Annotated in this window: 16 protein-coding genes; 7 read left to right on the top strand and 9 right to left on the bottom strand. The window is 62.3% G+C overall.

All coding sequences use genetic code 11. The features are described from left to right. Positions 1-17: 17 nt before the first annotated feature. Positions 18-2,705: an AMP-binding protein gene (locus ACFVWT_RS18830; protein ID WP_390250479.1), complete on the bottom strand. Its 2,688-nt coding sequence runs from the start codon at positions 2,703-2,705 to the stop codon at positions 18-20. A 450-nt stretch (positions 2,706-3,155) separates the two neighbouring features. On the opposite strand from ACFVWT_RS18830, the gene ACFVWT_RS18825 reads away from it, so the two are divergent. Together ACFVWT_RS18825 and ACFVWT_RS18820 are read left to right on the top strand one after the other, a co-directional pair. Further along, the gene (locus ACFVWT_RS18825; protein ID WP_390250477.1) at positions 3,156-5,525 is read left to right on the top strand and encodes a SulP family inorganic anion transporter; all 2,370 of its coding nucleotides are present in this window, start codon (positions 3,156-3,158) and stop codon (positions 5,523-5,525) included. A 683-nt stretch (positions 5,526-6,208) separates the two neighbouring features. Beyond that, a complete protein-coding gene (locus ACFVWT_RS18820) occupies positions 6,209-6,487 on the top strand; it encodes a hypothetical protein (protein WP_256247976.1) in 279 nt (92 codons plus the stop codon). 54 nt (positions 6,488-6,541) lie between these two features. Here the strand turns inward: ACFVWT_RS18820 and ACFVWT_RS18815 are convergent, their stop codons facing one another. The 7 genes from ACFVWT_RS18815 to ACFVWT_RS18785 form a co-directional block, all read right to left on the bottom strand. Then, complete coding sequence (locus tag ACFVWT_RS18815; RefSeq protein ID WP_390250475.1) at positions 6,542-7,345, bottom strand: hypothetical protein; 804 nt, start codon at positions 7,343-7,345, stop codon at positions 6,542-6,544. Then, entirely contained in the window at positions 7,342-8,016 is a 675-nt protein-coding gene (locus ACFVWT_RS18810) for a hypothetical protein (RefSeq protein ID WP_390250473.1), read from the bottom strand. Before ACFVWT_RS18810 ends, ACFVWT_RS18815 begins: the two co-directional genes overlap by 4 nt. Next, positions 8,009-8,362 carry a helix-turn-helix domain-containing protein gene (locus ACFVWT_RS18805; protein WP_390250471.1) on the bottom strand — a complete coding sequence of 118 codons (354 nt, stop codon included), beginning with the start codon at positions 8,360-8,362 and terminating at the stop codon, positions 8,009-8,011. The genes ACFVWT_RS18810 and ACFVWT_RS18805 overlap by 8 nt, the downstream gene beginning before the upstream one ends. Next, on the bottom strand, positions 8,355-8,528 hold the full coding sequence (locus tag ACFVWT_RS18800) for a hypothetical protein (RefSeq protein ID WP_390250469.1): 174 nt from the start codon (positions 8,526-8,528) through the stop codon (positions 8,355-8,357). The genes ACFVWT_RS18805 and ACFVWT_RS18800 overlap by 8 nt, the downstream gene beginning before the upstream one ends. Beyond that, positions 8,525-9,478, bottom strand: a complete 954-nt coding sequence (locus ACFVWT_RS18795) for a tyrosine-type recombinase/integrase (RefSeq protein ID WP_390250467.1) — start codon at positions 9,476-9,478, stop codon at positions 8,525-8,527. The genes ACFVWT_RS18800 and ACFVWT_RS18795 overlap by 4 nt, the downstream gene beginning before the upstream one ends. 383 nt (positions 9,479-9,861) lie before the next feature. After that, a complete protein-coding gene (locus ACFVWT_RS18790) occupies positions 9,862-11,535 on the bottom strand; it encodes an ATP-binding protein (RefSeq protein WP_390250464.1) in 1,674 nt (557 codons plus the stop codon). A gap of 47 nt (positions 11,536-11,582) precedes the next feature. Further along, positions 11,583-12,638, bottom strand: coding sequence for an SIR2 family protein (locus tag ACFVWT_RS18785; RefSeq protein ID WP_390250462.1), 1,056 nt, complete (start codon positions 12,636-12,638; stop codon positions 11,583-11,585). A gap of 407 nt (positions 12,639-13,045) precedes the next feature. Here ACFVWT_RS18785 and ACFVWT_RS18780 point away from each other — a divergent pair, with 407 nt between their 5' ends. After that, positions 13,046-13,612 carry a recombinase family protein gene (locus ACFVWT_RS18780; RefSeq protein WP_390250460.1) on the top strand — a complete coding sequence of 189 codons (567 nt, stop codon included), beginning with the start codon at positions 13,046-13,048 and terminating at the stop codon, positions 13,610-13,612. Positions 13,613-13,748: 136 nt separating this feature from the next. Here ACFVWT_RS18780 and ACFVWT_RS18775 read toward each other — a convergent pair whose 3' ends face one another. Continuing rightward, positions 13,749-13,889 carry a hypothetical protein gene (locus ACFVWT_RS18775; protein WP_390250458.1) on the bottom strand — a complete coding sequence of 47 codons (141 nt, stop codon included), beginning with the start codon at positions 13,887-13,889 and terminating at the stop codon, positions 13,749-13,751. Positions 13,890-14,481: 592 nt separating this feature from the next. Here ACFVWT_RS18775 and ACFVWT_RS18770 point away from each other — a divergent pair. The 4 genes from ACFVWT_RS18770 to ACFVWT_RS18755 all read left to right on the top strand — a co-directional run bounded on the left by ACFVWT_RS18770 (position 14,482) and on the right by ACFVWT_RS18755 (position 19,491). Next, complete coding sequence (locus tag ACFVWT_RS18770) at positions 14,482-15,537, top strand: LacI family DNA-binding transcriptional regulator (RefSeq protein ID WP_390250456.1); 1,056 nt, start codon at positions 14,482-14,484, stop codon at positions 15,535-15,537. 346 nt (positions 15,538-15,883) lie between these two features. Then, positions 15,884-16,846, top strand: a complete 963-nt coding sequence (locus ACFVWT_RS18765) for an ABC transporter substrate-binding protein (protein ID WP_390250454.1) — start codon at positions 15,884-15,886, stop codon at positions 16,844-16,846. A 70-nt stretch (positions 16,847-16,916) separates the two neighbouring features. Then, positions 16,917-18,449, top strand: coding sequence for a sugar ABC transporter ATP-binding protein (locus tag ACFVWT_RS18760; RefSeq protein ID WP_390250452.1), 1,533 nt, complete (start codon positions 16,917-16,919; stop codon positions 18,447-18,449). Next, the gene (locus ACFVWT_RS18755) at positions 18,442-19,491 is read left to right on the top strand and encodes a ribose ABC transporter permease (RefSeq protein WP_390250450.1); all 1,050 of its coding nucleotides are present in this window, start codon (positions 18,442-18,444) and stop codon (positions 19,489-19,491) included. The genes ACFVWT_RS18760 and ACFVWT_RS18755 overlap by 8 nt, the downstream gene beginning before the upstream one ends. Positions 19,492-19,573: the final 82 nt, after the last annotated feature.

Genomic DNA, 19,573 nt, shown 5'->3' with positions numbered 1-19,573 from the left:
TGCCTCCTGGGCGGTTTCTAGGCGGGAGCGGTTTGCCGCCGTCGGGCCTTCCAGCTCCTCCAGAGCCGGGATTGGCCTCGTTCCGCGGCACCCATGATGCGTACTGAGATGGCCCAATAGGCGATACCTGCAGCCACGGACAGCAGCACGGCCAGTTCCGGCTGGTTCTCTTTGAAGTCCGGGAAGACCAGCCAGTGGGTGACGTAGATGTACAGCGACGCGCTGGCGACCACGCCGACGGCGCGGTGAAGGGCCCTAGGCAACGGGATGGCCGGAATCCACGCGATCATGAGGATGCCCGCCAGGATGGTGGCTTCGCGCCAGGGGTCATCGAAGTAGCCCGGCAGGGTCAGGGCCGCAAGGACGGAAAGTGCCAGGCGCTGCGGCCATGTCCGGGCCCGGGCAAGCGCCCAGCCCAGGGCGAAGAGCCACAGGACCGGGCGCGTGTGCAGGATGTCCAACGGCACCAGGTTGTAGCGGAACAGCAGCCCGACGCCCACGAGTGCCACGGGGAACGCCAGCGGGAAGCGCTTTTCTGCGCGGTGCGCCCACGGGATGGACAGCAGCGCGATCATCCCCGCCAGCACATAGACCAGCACCTCGATGAACCAGAAGTGCCAGGCGTCAGTCCACTCGGCGGGCCCGATCATCGTGTTCAGCAGGAACAGGTTGGCGGTGGTGTAGTGGAACTTGTCGCCGGCCAGCAGCATCACCGCGCCGATGAACGCCACGGTGGGCAGCACCACCCTCGCCAGGCTGCGCAGTTGGCGCCGGAGGCGGGGAAGCCGCTGCCCGTCCAGTTGGAAGCGTGCGAAGTTGTATCCGGCCACGGCCATCAGGATGTGGGCCGTGCCGGGCCAGCGGATCAGGTCGATGTGGGTGCTGATGATGGTCAGGATCGCGACGGCGCGTAGCACGATGCTGGTTTCGAGCGGCGCGATGGTCCGCTGGAGCCTGTGCCGGGGCTTGCTTGGCCCGCGGGGGGTGAGGTCTTTGACGGGCGTCACGTGCCAATTGGCCGGCAGGGGGCTCAAAGCCCGCTCCAGCCGGACCGACGCCGCCACGTAGGACAGCGAGTCGCCGCCCAGAGAGACGAAGGTGTCGTCGTCGCCGATGTCCTTCCGTTCCAGGGCGTCGGCGAAAATCCGCTTCACGTCCTCGGGGGACCCGCCCGCAGGGTCCGTCCCGTCGTTGGGAATTCCGCTTCCGAGAAAGTAGGCGGTGCAGGAATCACCGGTGCCGCCGGCCCCGGTGCCTGACTCCGGGATGACGGCCGCAGGCGGTTTCGGGCTTCCGGGAGACACAGCGGCGAGGGCAAGGACGGCGGGATAGTCGGTCTTGCCGGTCGCGAGGCGGGGCAGCTCGGAGACGGCGTGAACGGTGACGGCGGCGCGCGGCAGGGCGAGTTCCTGCGCCAGGGACTTGGCGAGCATCCGCTCGTCGTGGGTTCCTTCGACGGCGGCCACCAGTTGGGCGTCCGTCCCGGCGCAGGCCGCCTTGAGGCCGAGGCCTGCGAGGACTTTTTCCACCTGGCCGAGGTCGATCCTTAGGCCCAGAATCTTCACGAAGCGGCTTCGCCGGCCCACCACCTCGTACAGCCCGTTGGTGCGCTGCCGGGCGAGGTCTCCGGTGCGGAGTTCCTGCACGCTCCGGCCCAAGGCGAGGTCCGCGGGCTTCCGCGCGTAGCCGAGCATCACGTTGGGTCCGCTGTAGACAAGCTCGCCGTGCCCTGGTCCAAGATCATCGAGGCCGGGAACAGGGTCGATCCGGAACTCTCCTCCGGGAACCGGGAGGCCGATGGATCCGGCGTTCCCCTCCGCCAGGTGCGGCGGCAGGTAAGCCATCCGGGCCGTGGCCTCGGTTTGCCCGTACATGACGAACAGGTCCCAGCCCTCGCGGCGGCCCAGCCGCGCATACCGCGTCACCGCCTCCGGTGCCAGGCGTCCACCGGCCTGGGTGATGTAGCGAAGGGTGGGCAGGTCCCGGTCCGCGAAACCGGCACGGTCCAGCAGTTCGAACGTGTAGGGCACGGCCGCAAAGGACGTGGCTCCGCGGTTCCGGAACAGCTGCCAGAAACACTCATCCACCACGGACAGGCCGGTCAGCACCAACCCGGCACCGCGGAGCAGGTGGCTGTTGATGACCGAGAGCCCGTAGCAGTAGTACATGGGCAGGGTGGTCATGGCCCGGTCGTCGGCGGTGAGGCCCAGGTATTCGGCGATCGACTCGGCGTTGGACTGCAGGTTGCTGTGCGAAAGCCGCACCAGCTTGGGGGACCCCGTGGAGCCGGACGTGCTCAGCAGCAGGGCCAGATCCGGGTGCAGCTCGTGGATGGTCCCGGCCCGGACCTCATCCAGCTGCAACGCATCCGCCCCGTGCCCGCCAGCGGCAGGGCGGATCACGAGGTCGGGATCGTAGGCCGCCACGAGCGAGGCAAGGGCCGCAGGGTTGCCGGCGGGGGCCAGCAGCAGCGGATGGCCACCGGAAAGCGCCGCCAGGTAGGCTACGAGGGAGTCGATGCTGTTGTCGGCGGCGAGCACGACCAGCCGCCGGGACGCGCCTAAACGGTGCGCAAAATCCTGCACCCGTCCGGCCAGCTCACCGTACGTGATGGCCCGGGAACCTGTAAGGATAGCGGGCCGGTCACCATGGCGGGCAAGCCCCGCGGCAAAGGCAACCCCCGCGATTTCAAGGGGAAGATTCACTGCGCCACCATAAAGGGAAGGCTAGCCTAACTTCAACTGGAATAATTAGGAAACGCTTTCGTGTCGTATAGCGTGGGTCATCCGGGCTGGCACGGTATGTAAACGAGTGTTCGACCATCTGTTGTGGCCAATGACCGTTCCGCCCAAACCCTCAATGGTCCGCTCCCGGCTGACCCTGGCTCGGGCGAGCATCCGTTTCCCGCTGGTCATCACTGAAGGGCGAAGGCAGCCCGGCCAGCGAGCTGGTCGGCGGCTTCTCGGCCCCGGGACAAGCACCGGAAACCAGGTACCCGTCCGCGGCAGGCTAAACACCCGTTATGGGAGGCCGGTCCACGGCCTCGGCTGTCGCCCCGCGCACCGATTTGCAGGGAACACTCAGGGACCCGTAAGCCTGCCGTTACCTGGCGGCTATAGATTGCTTGGTGTCCCTGATGTCGCGCGAAGGAAACCATGACACGATCCGCTGTTCGCCCAGCCGTTCCCGGGCCGTCCCGGCCATCGGCTTCCACAGCCAGAGTGCCGTTTCTGAACGCGTTGAGGGCCGACGTGCCGGCTTCTCTGGTGGTGTTCCTGGTGGCTCTGCCGTTGTCCCTGGGTATCGCGGCGGCCTCGGGCGCTCCGGTGATGGCCGGTCTCATCGCAGCCGCGGTCGGCGGCGTCGTGGCCGGCAGCCTGGGCGGATCTCCTCTTCAGGTCAGCGGCCCGGCGGCCGGTCTGACGGTTGTCGTCGCGGGACTGGTGCAGGAGTTCGGCTGGGCGGTGACCTGTGCCATCACTGCCGCGGCCGGTCTTGTGCAGCTCCTGCTGGGAGTCAGCAGGGCCGGTCGGGCCGCGCTGGCCGTTTCCCCGGTGGTGGTCCGCGCGATGCTCGCGGGAATCGGGATCACCATTGTCCTGCAGCAGGTGCAGGTGCTGCTCGGTGGCAAGCCGGCGGGGTCTGCCGTGGAAAACCTGGTCCGGCTTCCCGCGGCCCTGACGGGGGTGGAGCTCCACTCGGCTCTGCTGGGTCTTGTGGTCATTGGCCTGCTGGTGATGTGGAAGTACCTGCCCGCGGCGGTCCGTAAGGTACCCGGGCCGCTGGCCGCTGTCGCCGCCGGCACAGCCATCTCTGTGTCGTTGGCACCCGGGATCGAGCGGATCACCCTGGACGGTTCGATTTTCGATGCCGTGACCCTCCCGGACCTGCCCGTCGGTAACTGGGGAGCAGCGGCTTTGGCTGTCATCTCGGTTGCGCTGATCGCCAGTATCGAATCGTTGCTCTCAGCGGTGGCGGTGGACAAGATGCACACCGGGGCCCGCACCGACCTTAACCGCGAGCTCATGGGCCAAGGGTCGGCGAACATTGTCTCCGGGCTGCTGGGCGGGTTGCCCGTGACGGGAGTGATCGTGCGCAGCGCCACGAACGTGGAAGCCGGGGCCCGGACGCGTAAATCCGCGGTGCTGCACGGGCTCTGGATCCTCATGTTCTCGGTCCTGTTCGCCGGGCTGATCCAGATGATTCCGCTGGCGGTCCTGGCCGGGCTCCTGATCGTGATCGGGACGCGCCTGATCAAGGTCGCAGAGATCAGGACGGCAGCGCGGACCGGCGATTTGGTGGTGTATGCCGCCACGCTGCTGTGCGTGGTGTTCCTGAACCTTCTCGAAGGCGTGTTCATCGGGCTGGCCGTGGCCTCGGTCTTTGTGCTGCGGCGGGTACTGCGCGTCTCCATCGATGCCCACCAGGCCCGGGCGGAACAGGGCGGTTGGCGTGTGACGATCGCCGGTTCCTGCAGCTTTTTTGCGCTTCCGCGACTGAACCGGGTGCTGCACGCCGTTCCCGAGGGCGTCGACGTGCTCGTGGAACTGAATGCCGATTACGTAGATCACGCCTTCCGGGAAGCGGTGCTGGCCTGGCAGAAGCAGCACGCCGCAGCTGGCGGAACCGTCCTGCTGGAAGAATATGGCAACACGGCGTTCCAGGACGCGGCCCAAAACGCCCCCCGGCGTCAGGAAACCCAGGAGTTTCCGCTCCCGCCCCGAAACAGGCGACACACAGGCGGACCGCTGCCCGAAGGTGACAGGAAAGCGGCGGAAGGTGGCCTGACACCGGAAGACGTTGATCGCCGCGCAGGACAGCCGCCGGTACCTTCCATCCTGCAGGGCGTCGACAGGTACCACCGCCGCCATGCCGACAAAGTTAGCCGGCACGTGCAGGACATGGCCCATGGGCAGAACCCGGACACCCTCTTCATAGCCTGCGTGGATTCGCGCGTGAACCCAAACCTGATCACCAGCAGCGGGCCCGGGGACCTGCTCACCCTCCGCAACATTGGCAACGTCCTGTGCCAGGAGGGCCAGGATCCCTCCACCGAGTCGGCGCTGTCCTTCGCCGTCAATGCCCTGGACGTGGAGTCCATCGTGATCTGCGGGCACTCAAACTGCGGAGCCATGAAAGCCGTGATCGAGGACGCTGCAGGCGCTGGCCCGGCCCTCGGTGAAGCCTTCGACGCCTGGCTCGGCCACGCCCGGCCCAGTTACGGCGAACTGCTGGACGGCCACCCGGTGGCACTCGCCGCGGCCGCAGCAGGCTACAACCACCTCGACCAGCTCGGCATGGTTAACGTCGCCGTCCAGCTGGACAAACTCCGGCAGCACCCTACCGTTGGATCAGCCCTGTCCGCGGGACGGGTGCAGGCCACCGGCTTGTTCTTCGACATCGCCACCGCCCGGGCCATCCGCGTCACCACAAATGGCATCGAAACTCTTGGCGGCGTGCCGCGGCCCGCAGGGCCGGGCGGGGAATTCGTGGAGACAAGCAGCCGACGCGGCCAGCGGAACTGACTCCGCTGCGCCCCGGGCGGATGACGTGGCCACAGCCGGGCACGAACCCGCGGGCATCCGCTCGCGCGGCACATCGTATCCGACGGGACCTTCCCTGTGGTGCGAACGGGAAGCGTCGGACTGGGCAGCAACCTGATGCTGCTCGGCGGCGGGAAGGAAACACTGTCCGGCGGGCCACCAGGCAAAATCGATTGTCCTGAGGTGTTCCCGGGAGCATCACCGCCCGTTGGCCAGCTGCGCCGACCGTTAGTGCGTCTCGGGTGCCGCGACTACGATGAGGGCACAAATCCTCGTCTTGTCGCTGTCATCGGAGCCCCGTTCATTCTGCTTGTGGCTGGCTGGGGCCAGGGGCAGTACGCAGTGAAAGGCGCCGCCAGCGACGCCGCTTCGCAGGCAGCCACGGCGACCGCCGACGCGGTACGCGGCCAGATTTGCTCGACTCTGCAGGACGGGCAGCTCAGCGCACACCAGCAAAGTCCGATTGACCTGCGGAAACGTCGGATTCGTCATGAGCGGGGAGTTTGCGCAGCTACTTCTACTCCCGCGGGTAAACTGGCATGCACGGGTATTCATGGGACGGGAGTTGCCCTCCGTCATTCTCGCGCCGCGGGACGGACTCATCCTGCTTCGTGGTACCGGTGTGAGTTCATGACAGAAAGTTCCTCCGGTTGTAGGCTCCGGATATGTCTGAGGGTCGCAAGCGCCTTGAGCCGCGTATGACGCGGGGCGGATTTCGCTGGCAGCTGGTCATGGTGTCCTTCATGGCCCTAAACGCAATCGTGCAAATTGCATTCCGGTGGAATGAAGCCTGGGACGCCTTTCGTTACCTCATGCTGGCAATGCTGATAATCTGCGCAGCCTTCGCTGGCTATCTGTTCTACGTGCGCCACCACGAGGGACATTTCTGGGACGAGGAAGAAGCCCGTCGCCAGAACTGGGATCGTCGGGGCAGGCGGCTTTAGGCCCCGATAACGTCGAGGGAGATGCTCCTCGAACGCAACCGCGTCCAGATAGTCCTAGTTGCCCCGCTCTGCGTGCAGGACTGAATCGCTAACTGCTGCTACGTACTGGGCGTAGGCGGCGGCTGAGTCGGTGGCGTGGCGTTCGATGGTTGTAGAGGAGTAGCCGAGGGTTTCGGCGATGATGGCCACTGGGGCGAGCTTGGTGAGCTCATGGAGGGTTCCCAGCCGTGCGGCCCGGGTGCTGAATATCCTGCCGAGACGGGTTGTGAGATGTCCGGGGTGGATATGCCGGCCTGGTGAGGTTCCGCGGAATACCCAATTGGTGTTGGGGTGCGAGGCGGTTAAGTTATGACCGGGGTTCGCAGCGAGTTCCCGCCAAGGTTTGTCCAAGGGGTCCGGTAGGGCGATGTCGATTGTCCCGAGCTGGACTGTGACGAGTTCGTCGGTGACCGTCACGTCGTCCCAGGTAAGCCGCCCTATGTTTTCAGCCTGTTGTCCGAAGACGAGGACGAGGATGGCGGCGGCGCGGTCTCGTGCGTCAAGTCCGTGGGTGTGAACCACGCGGTTGAGTGCTTCATCCTGCCCTGACTTGGCGAGCTTGGGGCTGGTGCCGCGGCGGTGCGGGACGATGGCCAGCCCTGCCGGAGCGGCTTTGGTCTTGATGGCCCATTTCAGGAAGCCTTCGGCGACGCGCCGGGTGGTGGGTCCTCCGGCCTGCCATACGTCTAGATGTGCCTGCGTTAGGTCCCGCAGGCTGATTCCGTGGTCGGTCAGCCAGTTGAGAAGTTCAATTGCGACCGTCACTTGTTGCTTGGCGCGGAGGAAGGTTCCGTGCGTGACCTCGTTCATCTGGTTCATCCGGCGTTGATGGTGCCAGCGAACGTAGCGGCGGATGAGCTCACGGTTTTGGGGGTCGGTTGTCCGTTCAATGGCTTCCGCAGCCCAGTTCTCGTAGCGCCTTCGAAGTTCGTCGCGTCGGGGGAGCACGCCATATTCCGTGAGCAGGCCACTTCGCGGGTGCGTGAGTCCGGCAGTTGGTCGAAGGTTTCATGAGTGATTGTGGGTGCGACTGCCAGGTTCCGAAGGAATGCCGTGACGTGCTTTTGGCGGATCCAGGTCATGCCGCTGTTGGCCCGCTTCATTGACTTCAGCGCGGCTGCCAGCGGGACGAGCTCGTTGGCCATGGATCCCGTAACCGGATCGGTAAGCAAGTCGTCTACGACGTTGCCCAGAACGCACGTCCAGCAGCGGCCGCGGCTGTGCAGTTCGTCCTCGGCTCCGCAGCTCTCGCAGTCGATGTTGAGCCGGACGCCAGAGCATCGGCGGCAGGCAGGTTGGTCATCGACCATTCCGGGCAGGACGCCTTCGTGGCCGCAGGCGCAGGTGCCCCGGGTGCGTTTGGCCTGCTGGTAGCAGTAGCCGCAGACTCCGCCGTCGGGCCATCGTGCGACGGTTTGGTGGTGCTGGCCGCAGCGGGCGCAGGGGACCGGCCAGCGGATCGGGTCCTCTGCTTTGCGCGGCCTACTCACCGTCCTCGGGACTGACAAGGCGGATGCGCTTAGCGATCGGGTTTCCTGGCTGGATTCCGAGGTCTTCGCTGCGCTGGGGTGCGTTGGCTGTCGCCGCGGCCCGCATTTCAACGAACGGTTCGAAGAGGTCGTTGGGAGTGCAGTCCAGGATGTCACAGAGAGCCGCGAAGGTCCTGGCCGGGATGCGTTCCGGCGCTGCGGTGACCAGCCGGTAAACCTGGCTTTCGGAGAGGTTGATGCCGCGGGACTTCAGAAGAGGCATCAGTTCTGTGGTCTTCCAGAGGTTGCGTTTGGCCATGAGGGAACGCAAGTTCCAGCGGTAGCCGATCCGGCGCTGTTCAGGCATCTGGGTCCTCCAAGTTCGTGATGCGGCGTGCGATCATCTGCTGCACGGTTTTCTGCTTGAAGTCCGACGATACCGACGTGTAGAGGCCGGTGGTCGAGGCGTACGAGTGGCCGACCTGGGTCTGCACGAACGCCGGGTCGTAGCCTGCTTCTATCAGGTGGGTCACATAGGAATGCCGAAGGCAGTGCAGCCCGAGTTCCTTGGCAGTCCAACGGCGTCCTGTGCAGCTGCGAAGGCATCCCCGAAAGAACCAAGCGACATCCGGGCGCCCCGCTCGCTTGGCCAAAGAGCCGATGACCGATCAGCCGTCGCGAACCGCTGCCGCATCCCGCCGGACGTCCAGGTCTTCAGCTGGTCCACCACCCAGTCGAACTCCGGAACCGTGAGGACAGTGCGCCGTCTGGGACCGGAGCCTGCAGTACCTTTGGCGAAACGGACCTGGAGGGCACCGAAGCGCCCATAGTCGGAGACGTGGGGATTTGGACCGAAGTCTTCCAGATCCAGCATGGTCATTTCCCGCCGGCGAAGCCCGTAGGCATAGCAAACCTTGAAAGCCACGGAATCGCGGAACAGGGGCAGCCAGCGCTTGGTGCAGGCCGCGTACTCACGGTCAATGAGATCGTCGATGTGATCGAACAGCCGCTGCAGTTCCGCCTTGGTGAACGATCGCTTCTGCGCCGGGACGGCGTCATCGGTCGTGTGCCGTGGCGTGTTCCATTCGAAGCAGATCTGGCTCGGAATATCGCCGAAAGTGCTTTCGCAGAATTCGCCCCAGCCATAGCCAGGATGCGTCAGGTAGGAGCAGAACATCGCCACGGCGTTGCTGTACGAGCGCAGCGTCTTCAGGCTGATCGGCTTCTCACCGGACCGAAGGTCAGCCAGGAAATCCTCAACGTCCGCCGGACGCCACTGCCACGGGAACTCACCAGTGAACCTTTGGAACCGCTCCAGCAGCTGGCAGCGCTTCTTGATGGTGTCTGTTGTGAGCCCACGAGCAAGCATCTGCGCCCGCCAGCCGTCCAGCATCGCAGTGAAAGCTCGCTCATCGGCCCTGAAAAGCCCGACATCCGGATCCACCAGCATCCGCGGGACGAAACCCGGAACGGCACCACTCACTGCAACCCCTAAACCATGGAAACATGCATTAGATGCAGGAAACCTATGGCATCAAGGCTCAACGCGGCAAATCCAAATGTCACGGGCGAAGACTCTCAAGCATGCAAAGCGCTTCTGACCTGCGAAGACGTCCGGTTCGTCTACGCGCGGGAGTATTCGCAGCTACTTCTACTCCCGTGGGTTTAACGCCGATAACGGACGTTACGTAAAGTAAGTAGGCTGATAGTTGCTCACGACGCCTATTTCAGGCTACATGCGTGGCATTATTTGAGGCACAGGCGCTCCGGATCCATCGTGAATTGCTCTAAGCACCACAGTGAGTTCTCCATCTGGAAAGGTCGTTCCCCTACTTCTCGGTACTCCTCAGGGTCTATGCGGCCTTTCTAGATTGACCTAGCTGTATGGGGTTTCCAACCGGTGGCGTACTGCGGCCCGTCAGACTCCGGTGGATACGTTGGCTTGCGAACTCGTACGCTCACTGGAACCGGAAAATCCACACCCATAAATATCGCTTCTCCGGGAACTAAACCTGGCAACAACCTCATGGCAGACAGGTCCAGTTCGGCAGCGGCTTGTTCTACTCGTTGACGGTCACGCCCATCGGCGAGCCTGTGTACGATGAGCATACCGACCTGGCTCAGAACGCCGGATGGCAAGTCACCTGGGCGTTGGGTGGCCAGACAAACAGTCAGGCCATATTTCCGGCCCTCCTTCGCGATGAGATCGAATCCATCGAGGTGCGCCGTCGTTTCATCCCCGATCGTAACGTCGAAAAATTGGTGCGCCTCATCGAGTGCGATTACGACAGGATTGGATCTGAAGTCTCCACGCCGGGCCATTGTGAGCAATGCATGCCCGAGGACGTTGACTACGATTTCCCTCAGGTTGTGGCTGAATGTGAGGTTTCGGAGGGATATTCGAAGCACTCCTCCTTCCTCTGATTTCAGCCAGTTATGAACTTCGGTAAGCAGGCTCCCTCCTGAATTGCTTTCGACAACAGACATGATCTCAGGGGTCTGGGTCAAATCCTCGATGCGACTAACCAAGCTACTGGCATAGCCCTGCGCATTCGGATCCACCCTCCCGAAATGGCTGGGCCTGTTCGTATCGGTAGGGTATACGCACTCCTCCAGTACTTGGCGGGCCAAATGACGCAAACTAAAGGGTGAAAACGGCGACTCGATCGTCGGGGCCAGCATCTGCTGAGCCTTATCGAAAGCTTCGCGACTATGCCCAGCCTTACTGAATAGACCTTCAGTGCCAAGATGTGGGCCGAAGCCGGATGAAGCCAGCCAAGCCGGGGCTGAGCTATCCAGAAAATGGCGAAGCCGAAGGGACCTCGTCGCCGCTCGAAGTTTGGGCAACTGAGACCCGCTGGAGGGCGATATGAAGGCGTTTCTATCCGATTCTCGCATATGCCAATGTGGAACAGTTACGAGCTTCGCGAGAGGTTCGTTCTCGGTCGAGCCCAGAGCGAGGTGCGTGGCTGTTGCTCCGAGACTCCGAAATTCCCCGGTAGCATCAACCAAGATCATCCGCCCGCCGAGCTCCAGAGTGCTGGAGGCTAAATGTGCCAGCGTCCAGCTCTTGCCCGAGCCCGTGGCACCGACAACCGCGGTATGTCGTCCGAATAGTTTCTGAGCAGAAACGCGGACCCCAATTCCATTTCCTACGGCCAGGATTCCCATATCGATTTCCTGAAACGACTGCTCCGGTTCGCCGCCAGCAATGACCGCTCGAACCGATTCCTCGCTGGCCGCGAAGACACGATCACCGAGCCGCGGGTAGACGGCGATCCCACGCTGTGCACTGCCAGAACTGTCCAATGTCGAGAGGAGCTGGACGCGGCCCTCACTGCGGGGCGTTCTTTCATGCTCTCGAGGATCGCGCTCCGGGCCTGTCCGAGTCACCTCGATCAGTCGACCGAAGACGCCTCTTCCGCCGGTTTCAACGACCAGAAATTCGCCAACTTCGCCCTGTCCCAAACGCTGGCCGAAGTGATTTCCTGGAAGTGCTCCTGCAGACGGTAGGTCAACGGTGATGAATGACCCTTCCACTCTGCTAACTGTTCCAACGTGTCGATCTTGTGGGAAGAGGTGCAACACTAGCCCGTCCCTCGATCGTCCAGACGGGAGATCCTGTCGGCGTGCGCTTGCCGTTCATCAAACTCGGAGGCGTCAGGCATCATTCTCACCAAGTCGTCGAACCGTCCCTCCAGGAGGGAAATTCGGTGGTCGCCATCCTGAGCCAACCTCTCAAGCCAGGTCAGTGACTTGCTTCGCTTTGACTCAGCTCGGATGCCAGGGTCGACCACGATGAGTCGTAGGCCAACGTTGCCGCGAATCGCTGCCTCGATGGGCGCGACGATGTGTTCGTCGTTAAACCCAAACCCGACAACCAGAAGCGAGACATCCGGGAGCCGCAACGCCATCTGGAATCTGGACATCATCTCAAGGTAGGGCTGGCGAAAACTCAGTTGGTACTTATTAGCTGACGGGTAGATTAAGACTGGATCCTTCGGCTTCCCCGAAACCCGGCGAGTCGAGGCGCCGCTGCGTTCCCAATCAACAGACCCGTGAAGCTTCAGTAAGTGCAGCACGTTGCCCTCCAAGATCAGACGATCATTGGTCCCTCGCCGGACGAAATCGAGATCGAACAGGGCCCCCTCGAAATCTCGATGGGAGGCCAAACCAAATCCGTCGATGATGTGGAACCGGGCGCGAGCAGCGGCCTCTTCGAAGGCCAAATCGTAGTTGGTCGTGAATAGCTTCGTCCGCTGAAGTCTTGCGGACCGGCGGCCAATCTTCCGGAGGAAGAGTTGGTGAATATCCAGTTCGCTCTGGGGGCCCACAAAACTACAGGCATCCAAGATAACGTCTTGAGCTTTGGCCAAGAAATCACTGAGCTCGCAGTCATCGTTGATGCTCAGCTTGGCTTGGATGTGCGAGAGAAAGTGTTCGATATTTTGGGCTTCAAGGATTTCTGCGGGTACATCACCTGAAGCGAAGGCGAAACCGTCGAGAACGCTGACTTTTTCCCATAAGTCCCACATGTTCGGAGCTTTGCTTTCGGCGACGGGTGGAATCCCTAGCGACGTACCCAGCCCCGTGAGGACGATCAGCGAGTCACTTGTCAGAGCACGAAGAAGTTCATCCTTCACTTCTTGTCGTTCCCCGCCTAGCAAGGATTGTTCCCCAGAACCCACGAGGTTCGGCAGTGCGACCCACTCCCCCGTTCGACCCCTCAAGGCGGCTGTCATTCCACCCTTAATACCGTCTCGGAGCGCTACACCTGGCATGGGCAGTGTCCCAGCGTCAGTAGTTTCGCTGCCTTCGTACTTAATGTCGTCCAATGCGCTAATCCCCAACTCAAGTGGGCGTAGTCCCACCCCTGAATCTTAGTGTTCCGAGGGCTGCAACTTACTTGCCTTCCGCCCGGCGAATTTATCGCATCGATCCCCAAGAGCGCAGGACGAAGTAACCCCAAGCTGACGAGCCGGTCCGGTCTTGACTTTCTTGTGGGGCGGGTTTAGAACTCAATCTGACAGGAGGAGGTTTGGAAGCCCGGGTGAATGGACAGCGGATCGGGTACGTGCGGGTGAGCACGCTTGACCAGAACGAGAAACGCCAGCTCGAGGGCCAGGTCCTGGATCAGGTCTTCATGGACAAGGCATCCGGCAGGGACACCGCCAGGCCGCAGCTGGATGAACTGCTGCGGTTCGCCCGCGACGGGGACACCGTGGTTGTGCACAGCATGGACCGGCTCGCCCGAAACCTCGATGACCTGCGTGCCCTCGTTCAGGGCCTGACCCGCAAGGGCGTCCGGGTGGAGTTCGTCAAAGAGAGCCTGGTCTTTACCGGTGAAGACTCCCCCATGGCCAACCTCATGCTCTCCGTCATGGGTGCCTTCGCCGAATTCGAACGCTCCCTCATCAGGGAGCGGCAGCGGGAAGGCATCGCTCTGGCTAAGCAGCGCGGCGCCTACAAAGGTCGGAAGAAGACCCTAACGCCGGAGCGGGCGGCCGAGATGGTCCAGCGCGCCGGCATCGGTGTTCCGAAAGCTGTTCTTGCCCGTGACTACGGCATCAGCCGGGAAACGGTCTACCAATACCTGCGCCAAGCCAAGCTTGCGTGAAAGGCCTCCGCGCCCAATGCAGGCATTTGCTTGTGGTACTCGTCATCGTTGAAGATCGGCCGCTCCGCAACGAAGTTTCCCGTCCTCGGCACTCGGGATACCCGGGAAGAGGACCTGATCAAAGTTCATCTATGCGTCAGCAACGGATTTCGTACGCCGGCAGGGCGTAGCTGTCGCGCTTGTTGTGAACCGTCGGGTACAGCTCCTGTCCCCGGATTTCGTACGCCGGCAGGGCGTACCTGTCGTGCTTGTTGTGGACCGTTGGGTAAGCCTTCATGGAGTTCTTTCATTCCTTTGCAGATCTACGGAGCCCTTCCTGGGCGCCTACAGAAGACAGTAGGGGCTGATGGGCTCAAATGTGCTCAAGCGCGACACCAGGGCTCCTCACTGACGACCTAGGCGATGACCCCTGACCGTCCGTGCGGTGGCTCTTACTACCGGGGATTCTGGCAAAAGCCTGTTTGCGTAAGTCTCGGTATTCCGCGTTTGAGGAAAGCTAACACTCCAAAACATCGGGACCAGGTGCACCGGTCCGCATCGGAATCCCTCTTGTCCCGTCCCCGCCACCGTCCTGCAGGTTGACGGAATCTTCATTATCGGCGTTCGGCGATGGGCAGGGGAAGGTCGCGTATTGGGCTCCCCGGACCTGAAGCCGAGTCCTGTTACCGGAGTCAAGCGTGAAGGCTTGAGGCACGGCGAACACATCCTAGACCGTGACCGCCCTCTATATCTGCGAACCTGGCCCATGAGTCAACCCGCACTATTGACGTGTGTGTGCAGTCACATCTATGGTTAACCCTAATCCTTTAGGTAACGCATTGGGAATTTCGCGATACCTTTCCCTAAACGATTAGAAAGTGGTCGCGATAATGGCAAAGAAGCCCACGTTGCGGGACCTGAGTGAAGTGACCGGTCTCTCTTCCTTTACCGTTTCGCGCGCCCTTAGCAACGGTGCCGATGTCTCGGATGCGAGCCGGAAGCTTGTGTTAAAGGCTGCACGGGAGCTGGGCTACGTCCCGAACCGCGCTGCACAGGAACTTCGCAAGAAGTCGCGTAGTTCGGTCGCGGTCATCACGGCGAGCACTTCGAACTACTACTATCTGGACCTCATGAAGGGCATTCAGCGAGTCCTGCGGGGTTCTGGCCGGAATGCTGTTGTGGCTGACATCGCCGCGGAAGGCGTCTACACCGCAGAGGTCGAAGATGCGATCGTTCAGGATCTGATTCAGTCGCGCACCGCGGGCATAATCACCACCCTCACGCTGAGCATGGAGAACATCAAGCTCCTGGAAAGCTGGGACATCCCGGTGGTCTTCGTTGACTCAGCACCGCCGGAAGAAGCCACCCAGGTACCGAGCTTCCTCACGGACAACTATGCGGCGAGCATGAAAACCGGAGCGCACCTGGCCCAACACGGGCTTAGGGATTGGCTCTTTCTGGCCTATCCGGGCCGCTGGTCCACGCGTGCCGAACGGGAGCGTGGCCTCCGTGAAGCGGCGACCAAGCATGGGGCGGTCCTGCACGTCCTAGAGACGGAGAACGACTCAAACTCGGCGCATAAGGCGTTGTCCGGCTACTTGGATGCCCCCGGCCGGGCCCTGCCAGGGGCGATTATCGCGGGTAACAACCCCCTGCTCCACGGCGTCCTCACAGTACTCCAGCAACGTGACATTGCTGTTCCCGCCCAGGTGGCACTCATAGCTTTCGACGAGTTTGCCTGGGCGCCGCTGCTGGCTCCGCCGCTGACAGTTGTGGATGAGGACAGCGAATCGATAGGCGTGCTGGCCGCGCAGACGCTAACCCGAATCCTCGATGGGCAGCTGGAAGCCGAACGGCGAGGCTACTCCCCCGTGCCGGACTACCGTCCCGAGGACCGCCGGGAGGTGAACGCGGACTTAATCGTGCGACAGTCTTGCGGGTGCTGACCCAGCCCCTCCCCGACCGAAAGTAGCAGCCAAGGTTACCGACCGGGTTCAGCTCACGGCGACCTTGGCGTCATCACTTGTCCCCTACGACACGCCTGGCACGGCAAGGACGCACCTGCCGGCCCGGCACAAACCACTTGCTTTACCCTCCGGCACGTCCCGTTAAGGCCTAATTCGGCAGAGACTGCAACACCGCAGAGCTACGTCACGCCGGAAGAACTGACCCTAAATCCCTGTCTTCGCGAAGCGAGCCAAGGGTAACACCGAGCACCAAAAATCGACCACGTTTTTCACGGACCTGGCGGCCGTCACGGCCCGCCGGTTCCGGTTCAAAGGAGACCCGAAAATGAATCAGCTCATCAAGAAGTCGGCAGTTTTCACAGCCGCTGCAACAATGGCCGCGCTCAGCCTGACGTCCTGCAGCTCTGGTGACAGCCAGCCTGGCGCCAGCAAGCCGACAAAGATCGAGAAAATCGGCCTCATGGTCCAGGACATGTCCAACCCGTTCTTTTCGGCCATGGATAAGGGCGCCAAGGACGCTGCCGCGAAGATCGGCGCCACCGCCAACACCCAGGACGCCCAGCTTGACCTGGCCAATCAGAATACTCAGATTGACACCTTCATCCAGCAGGGCGTGAACCTGATCGTCATCAGTGCTGTAGACGAGGACGGCATTCAGCCGGCGATCGAGCGGGCGAAGCAGGCGGGCATTATTGTCATTGCCGTGGACACTCCGGCAAAGAGCGCCGACGCCGTCGTGATGACAGACGCGGTGCAGGCCGGCGAAAAATCTTGCGAGTACCTGTTCGAGCAGATGGGAGGGAAGGGCAATGTCCTCCTGGTGGACGGAACGCCGCTCCAGACGATCCGGGACCGCATCACCGGTTGCAACAACGTTGTCAAGAATTTTCCTGATATCAAAGTGGTCGGGCAGCAGGCTTCCAAGAACGACCGTGCTTCCGGCCTGGCTGTAACCACAGACATGCTCACCGCCACTCCCGATGTGCAGGGTGTTTTCGGCATGAATGACCCGTCGGCTTTGGGCGCAGTTTTGGCGGTCCAGCAGGCCGGTAAGAACGGCGCGGTGAAAGTCACTGGCGTTGACGGCAGTCCGGAAGCAGTGGCCGAACTCAAGCAGCCCGGATCGCCCTTCATTGGGACGGCAACGCAGAACCCGGCGGAGATGGTCCGCAAGGCGGTAGAGGTTGCCCAGAACATCATCGACAACAAGCCCCCGGCGGAAACCACGATCCTGATCCCCAGTGAGCTCGTGACCCGGGAGAACGTCAACCAGTACGCAGGCTGGTAAGGCTCACCCATTGCCCGTGTGGGGCCGCTATCGCAGCGGCCCCACACAGCCGGACCGAGAATAGGCCGCCATGACCAGAACACCTTCCCGCCAGCCGCTGTTGCAGCTGGAAAGCATCACGAAGCGCTTCGGCGCTACCCTAGCGCTTAACAACGTCCACTTCGATCTGCGTGTCGGTGAAGTCCATGCCCTGATGGGCGAGAACGGGGCGGGCAAATCCACCTTGATGAAGATCCTGGCTGGAAACGTTGTCCGCGATTCCGGCCGGATCCTGATTGACGGCGGCGAAATCGACATTCGTTCCCCTCACGAGGCCGTTTCACACGGCATAGCCATCATTCATCAAGAGCTGAACACCGTACCGGCGATGACAGTGGCCGAGAACCTGGCCCTCGGACGAGAGCCATCGACCAGATTCGGGGCGCTGGACCGCCGCACCATGATCGCCCAGGCCCGTGAAAAGCTGGCAAGGGTCGGTGCACGGATCGACCCGCGCACCGAGCTCGGCCAGCTGAGCGTGGGCATGCAACAAATGGTGGAGATTGCCCGTGCAGTCAGTGAAAACGCCAAGATTCTGGTACTGGATGAACCGACGGCGGCCCTCTCACGGAGCGAAACGCTCCACCTATTCGCCATCATCAACGAATTACGCGAGGCTGGCGTCGGACTCGTGTACATCTCCCACCGTATGGAAGAGGTCTGGGAGCTTGCAGATCGGGTGACCGTCTTCCGCGACGGGACGTACGTCGGAACCCGCGAGAAGACCGAAATCAGCCCTCCTGATGTTGTGCGGATGATGGTGGGACGTAACCTTGAGGACCTCTACCACCATGACCGGCACAGCCCTGGGGATGTCATGCTGGACGTCAAGGAACTCACCGATGGAGCCGGAATCGGGCCGCTCAGTTTTCAGGTTCGCTCAGGCGAGGTTGTCGCCCTTTCCGGGCTCATTGGAGCCGGCCGTACGGAAGCGGCCCGGATGATCTTTGGCGCCGACCGGCCCCGCGGCGGCACCGTCACTGTGCAAGGCAAGACAGCAATGGCATCTAGCCCGGCTCAGGCGATCGCCCATGGAATCGCCATGGTCCCCGAAGACCGCAAGGACCAGGCCTTGTTCGTGTCCCACACCGTTGAGGACAACATTGCCATCAGTTCCCTCGGGGGCCACGTGAACGCCGGGGTACTCAAACGGGCGAAAATCCGGAATGCCGTGAAAAAGCAGATGGAACGCCTGCACCTGCGGCAGAACGCCCTGCGCCTGCCGGTCAGCGCCCTTTCGGGCGGCAACCAGCAGAAGGCGGTTCTGGCCCGGTGGCTGATGCGCGAATCCGACGTGCTGATCCTTGACGAGCCCACCCGGGGCGTGGACATCGGCGCGAAAAGCGAGATCTATGAAGTCATCAATGACCTGGCCAAGGCAGGCAAGGCCATTTTGGTCATCTCGTCAGACTTGCCCGAAGCAATAGGCATCAGCGACCGGCTGCTCGTAATGCGCTCCGGGCGGATCGTTCACGAACTTAACTCACGCACCGCCAACGAAGAGGACATCATGTCCCACGCCACAGGTACCGCAGCACAGACAAACGGAGAATCCCATGACTAACCAGGCCCTCAACCCCCCACAGGACGCGGACGTCCTGGCAGAAACGGCACCTAAGCCCGGACGCAGCTTCGACTTCGCCTACTGGTGGGACCGGGTAGGAATCCTCGTAGTCCTCATCGCACTCGTGGCGCTGATGATGGTCATAGCTCCGAACTTCGCCAGCGTCAACAATCTGCTTAACATCGCCCGGTCAATTTCGATCAACGCCATTCTCGCTGCCGGAATGACATTCGTCATCCTCGCAGCCGGAATCGACCTCTCCGTCGGCTCCATCCTGGCTGTCGCCGGAGTCTCATCGGTAATGGCTGGTATTGCAGGGCTGCCGGCACCCGTTGCGATCCTCGTCGGCGTCCTGACCGGGGCGGTCGCAGGGCTAATCAACGGACTGCTCAGCGCCTACCTGGCACTGGCCGCCTTCATCGTCACCCTCGGTACCATGACCTTCCTACGAGGCCTGGCCTACACCATGACGGACGGGCAGCCTATTGTCTCGAACACACTCAGTTTCCGGGACATTGGCAACGGCTATCTGGCCGGAATTCCAGTGCCGGTGGTGATCATGCTCATCGTCTACGTCGCGGCGTGGTTCGTCCTCGAGCGCACCCGCTACGGTCGGCACGTCTACGCAGTGGGCGGCAACGCAGAAGCCGCAAGGCTGGCAGGCATCAACGTCAAACGTGTCATCACTTCCGTCTATGTCATCGCCGGAGTCTGCGCCGGACTCGCCGGTGTCATCTTCTCCGCTCGAGTGGTCTCCGCCCAGCCGACAGCCGGCACCGGTTATGAACTGGATGCGATCGCCGCCGTTGTTCTGGGCGGCACGAGCCTTGTCGGCGGACGCGGACGGATCTACGGCACCCTGATCGGCTCCATCATTCTCGGTGTCCTCAGCACCGGGCTGATCCTGATGAATGTCCAGTTCTTCACACAGCTGCTGATCAAGGGCCTCGTCATCATCCTCGCGGTGGCTATCGACAGCCTGAAACAACGCACCCTGCGCCTGCCGTGGTCCAGGGCCATAGCCGCCCAGACACCTGCATAAGAGCACTCCCCTTGCCGGCAGTCACATCCTGCCTGCCGCACGGGACGATCCGGCCACTTCCCAGAAGTGGTCGGGTTGTAGC

Source organism: Arthrobacter sp. NPDC058288 (assembly GCF_042880995.1).
In the GTDB taxonomy this organism is placed as follows: Bacteria; Actinomycetota; Actinomycetes; order Actinomycetales; family Micrococcaceae; genus Arthrobacter.
This window is presented reverse-complemented; position numbering and strand designations above follow the sequence as displayed.

Bases quoted from the DNA above. Each gene is read 5' to 3' on its own strand.
- ACFVWT_RS18825 (WP_390250477.1), top strand. From the start codon at position 3,156: ATGACACGATCCGCTGTTCGCCCAGCCGTTCCCGGGCCGTCCCGGCCA.
- ACFVWT_RS18765 (WP_390250454.1), top strand. From the start codon at position 15,884: ATGAATCAGCTCATCAAGAAGTCGGCAGTTTTCACAGCCGCTGCAACA.
- ACFVWT_RS18805 (WP_390250471.1), bottom strand. From the start codon at position 8,362: ATGCCTGAACAGCGCCGGATCGGCTACCGCTGGAACTTGCGTTCCCTC.
- ACFVWT_RS18770 (WP_390250456.1), top strand. From the start codon at position 14,482: ATGGCAAAGAAGCCCACGTTGCGGGACCTGAGTGAAGTGACCGGTCTC.
- ACFVWT_RS18820 (WP_256247976.1), top strand. From the start codon at position 6,209: ATGTCTGAGGGTCGCAAGCGCCTTGAGCCGCGTATGACGCGGGGCGGA.
- ACFVWT_RS18760 (WP_390250452.1), top strand. From the start codon at position 16,917: ATGACCAGAACACCTTCCCGCCAGCCGCTGTTGCAGCTGGAAAGCATC.
- ACFVWT_RS18775 (WP_390250458.1), bottom strand. From the start codon at position 13,889: ATGAAGGCTTACCCAACGGTCCACAACAAGCACGACAGGTACGCCCTG.
- ACFVWT_RS18755 (WP_390250450.1), top strand. From the start codon at position 18,442: ATGACTAACCAGGCCCTCAACCCCCCACAGGACGCGGACGTCCTGGCA.
- ACFVWT_RS18815 (WP_390250475.1), bottom strand. From the start codon at position 7,345: ATGAACCAGATGAACGAGGTCACGCACGGAACCTTCCTCCGCGCCAAG.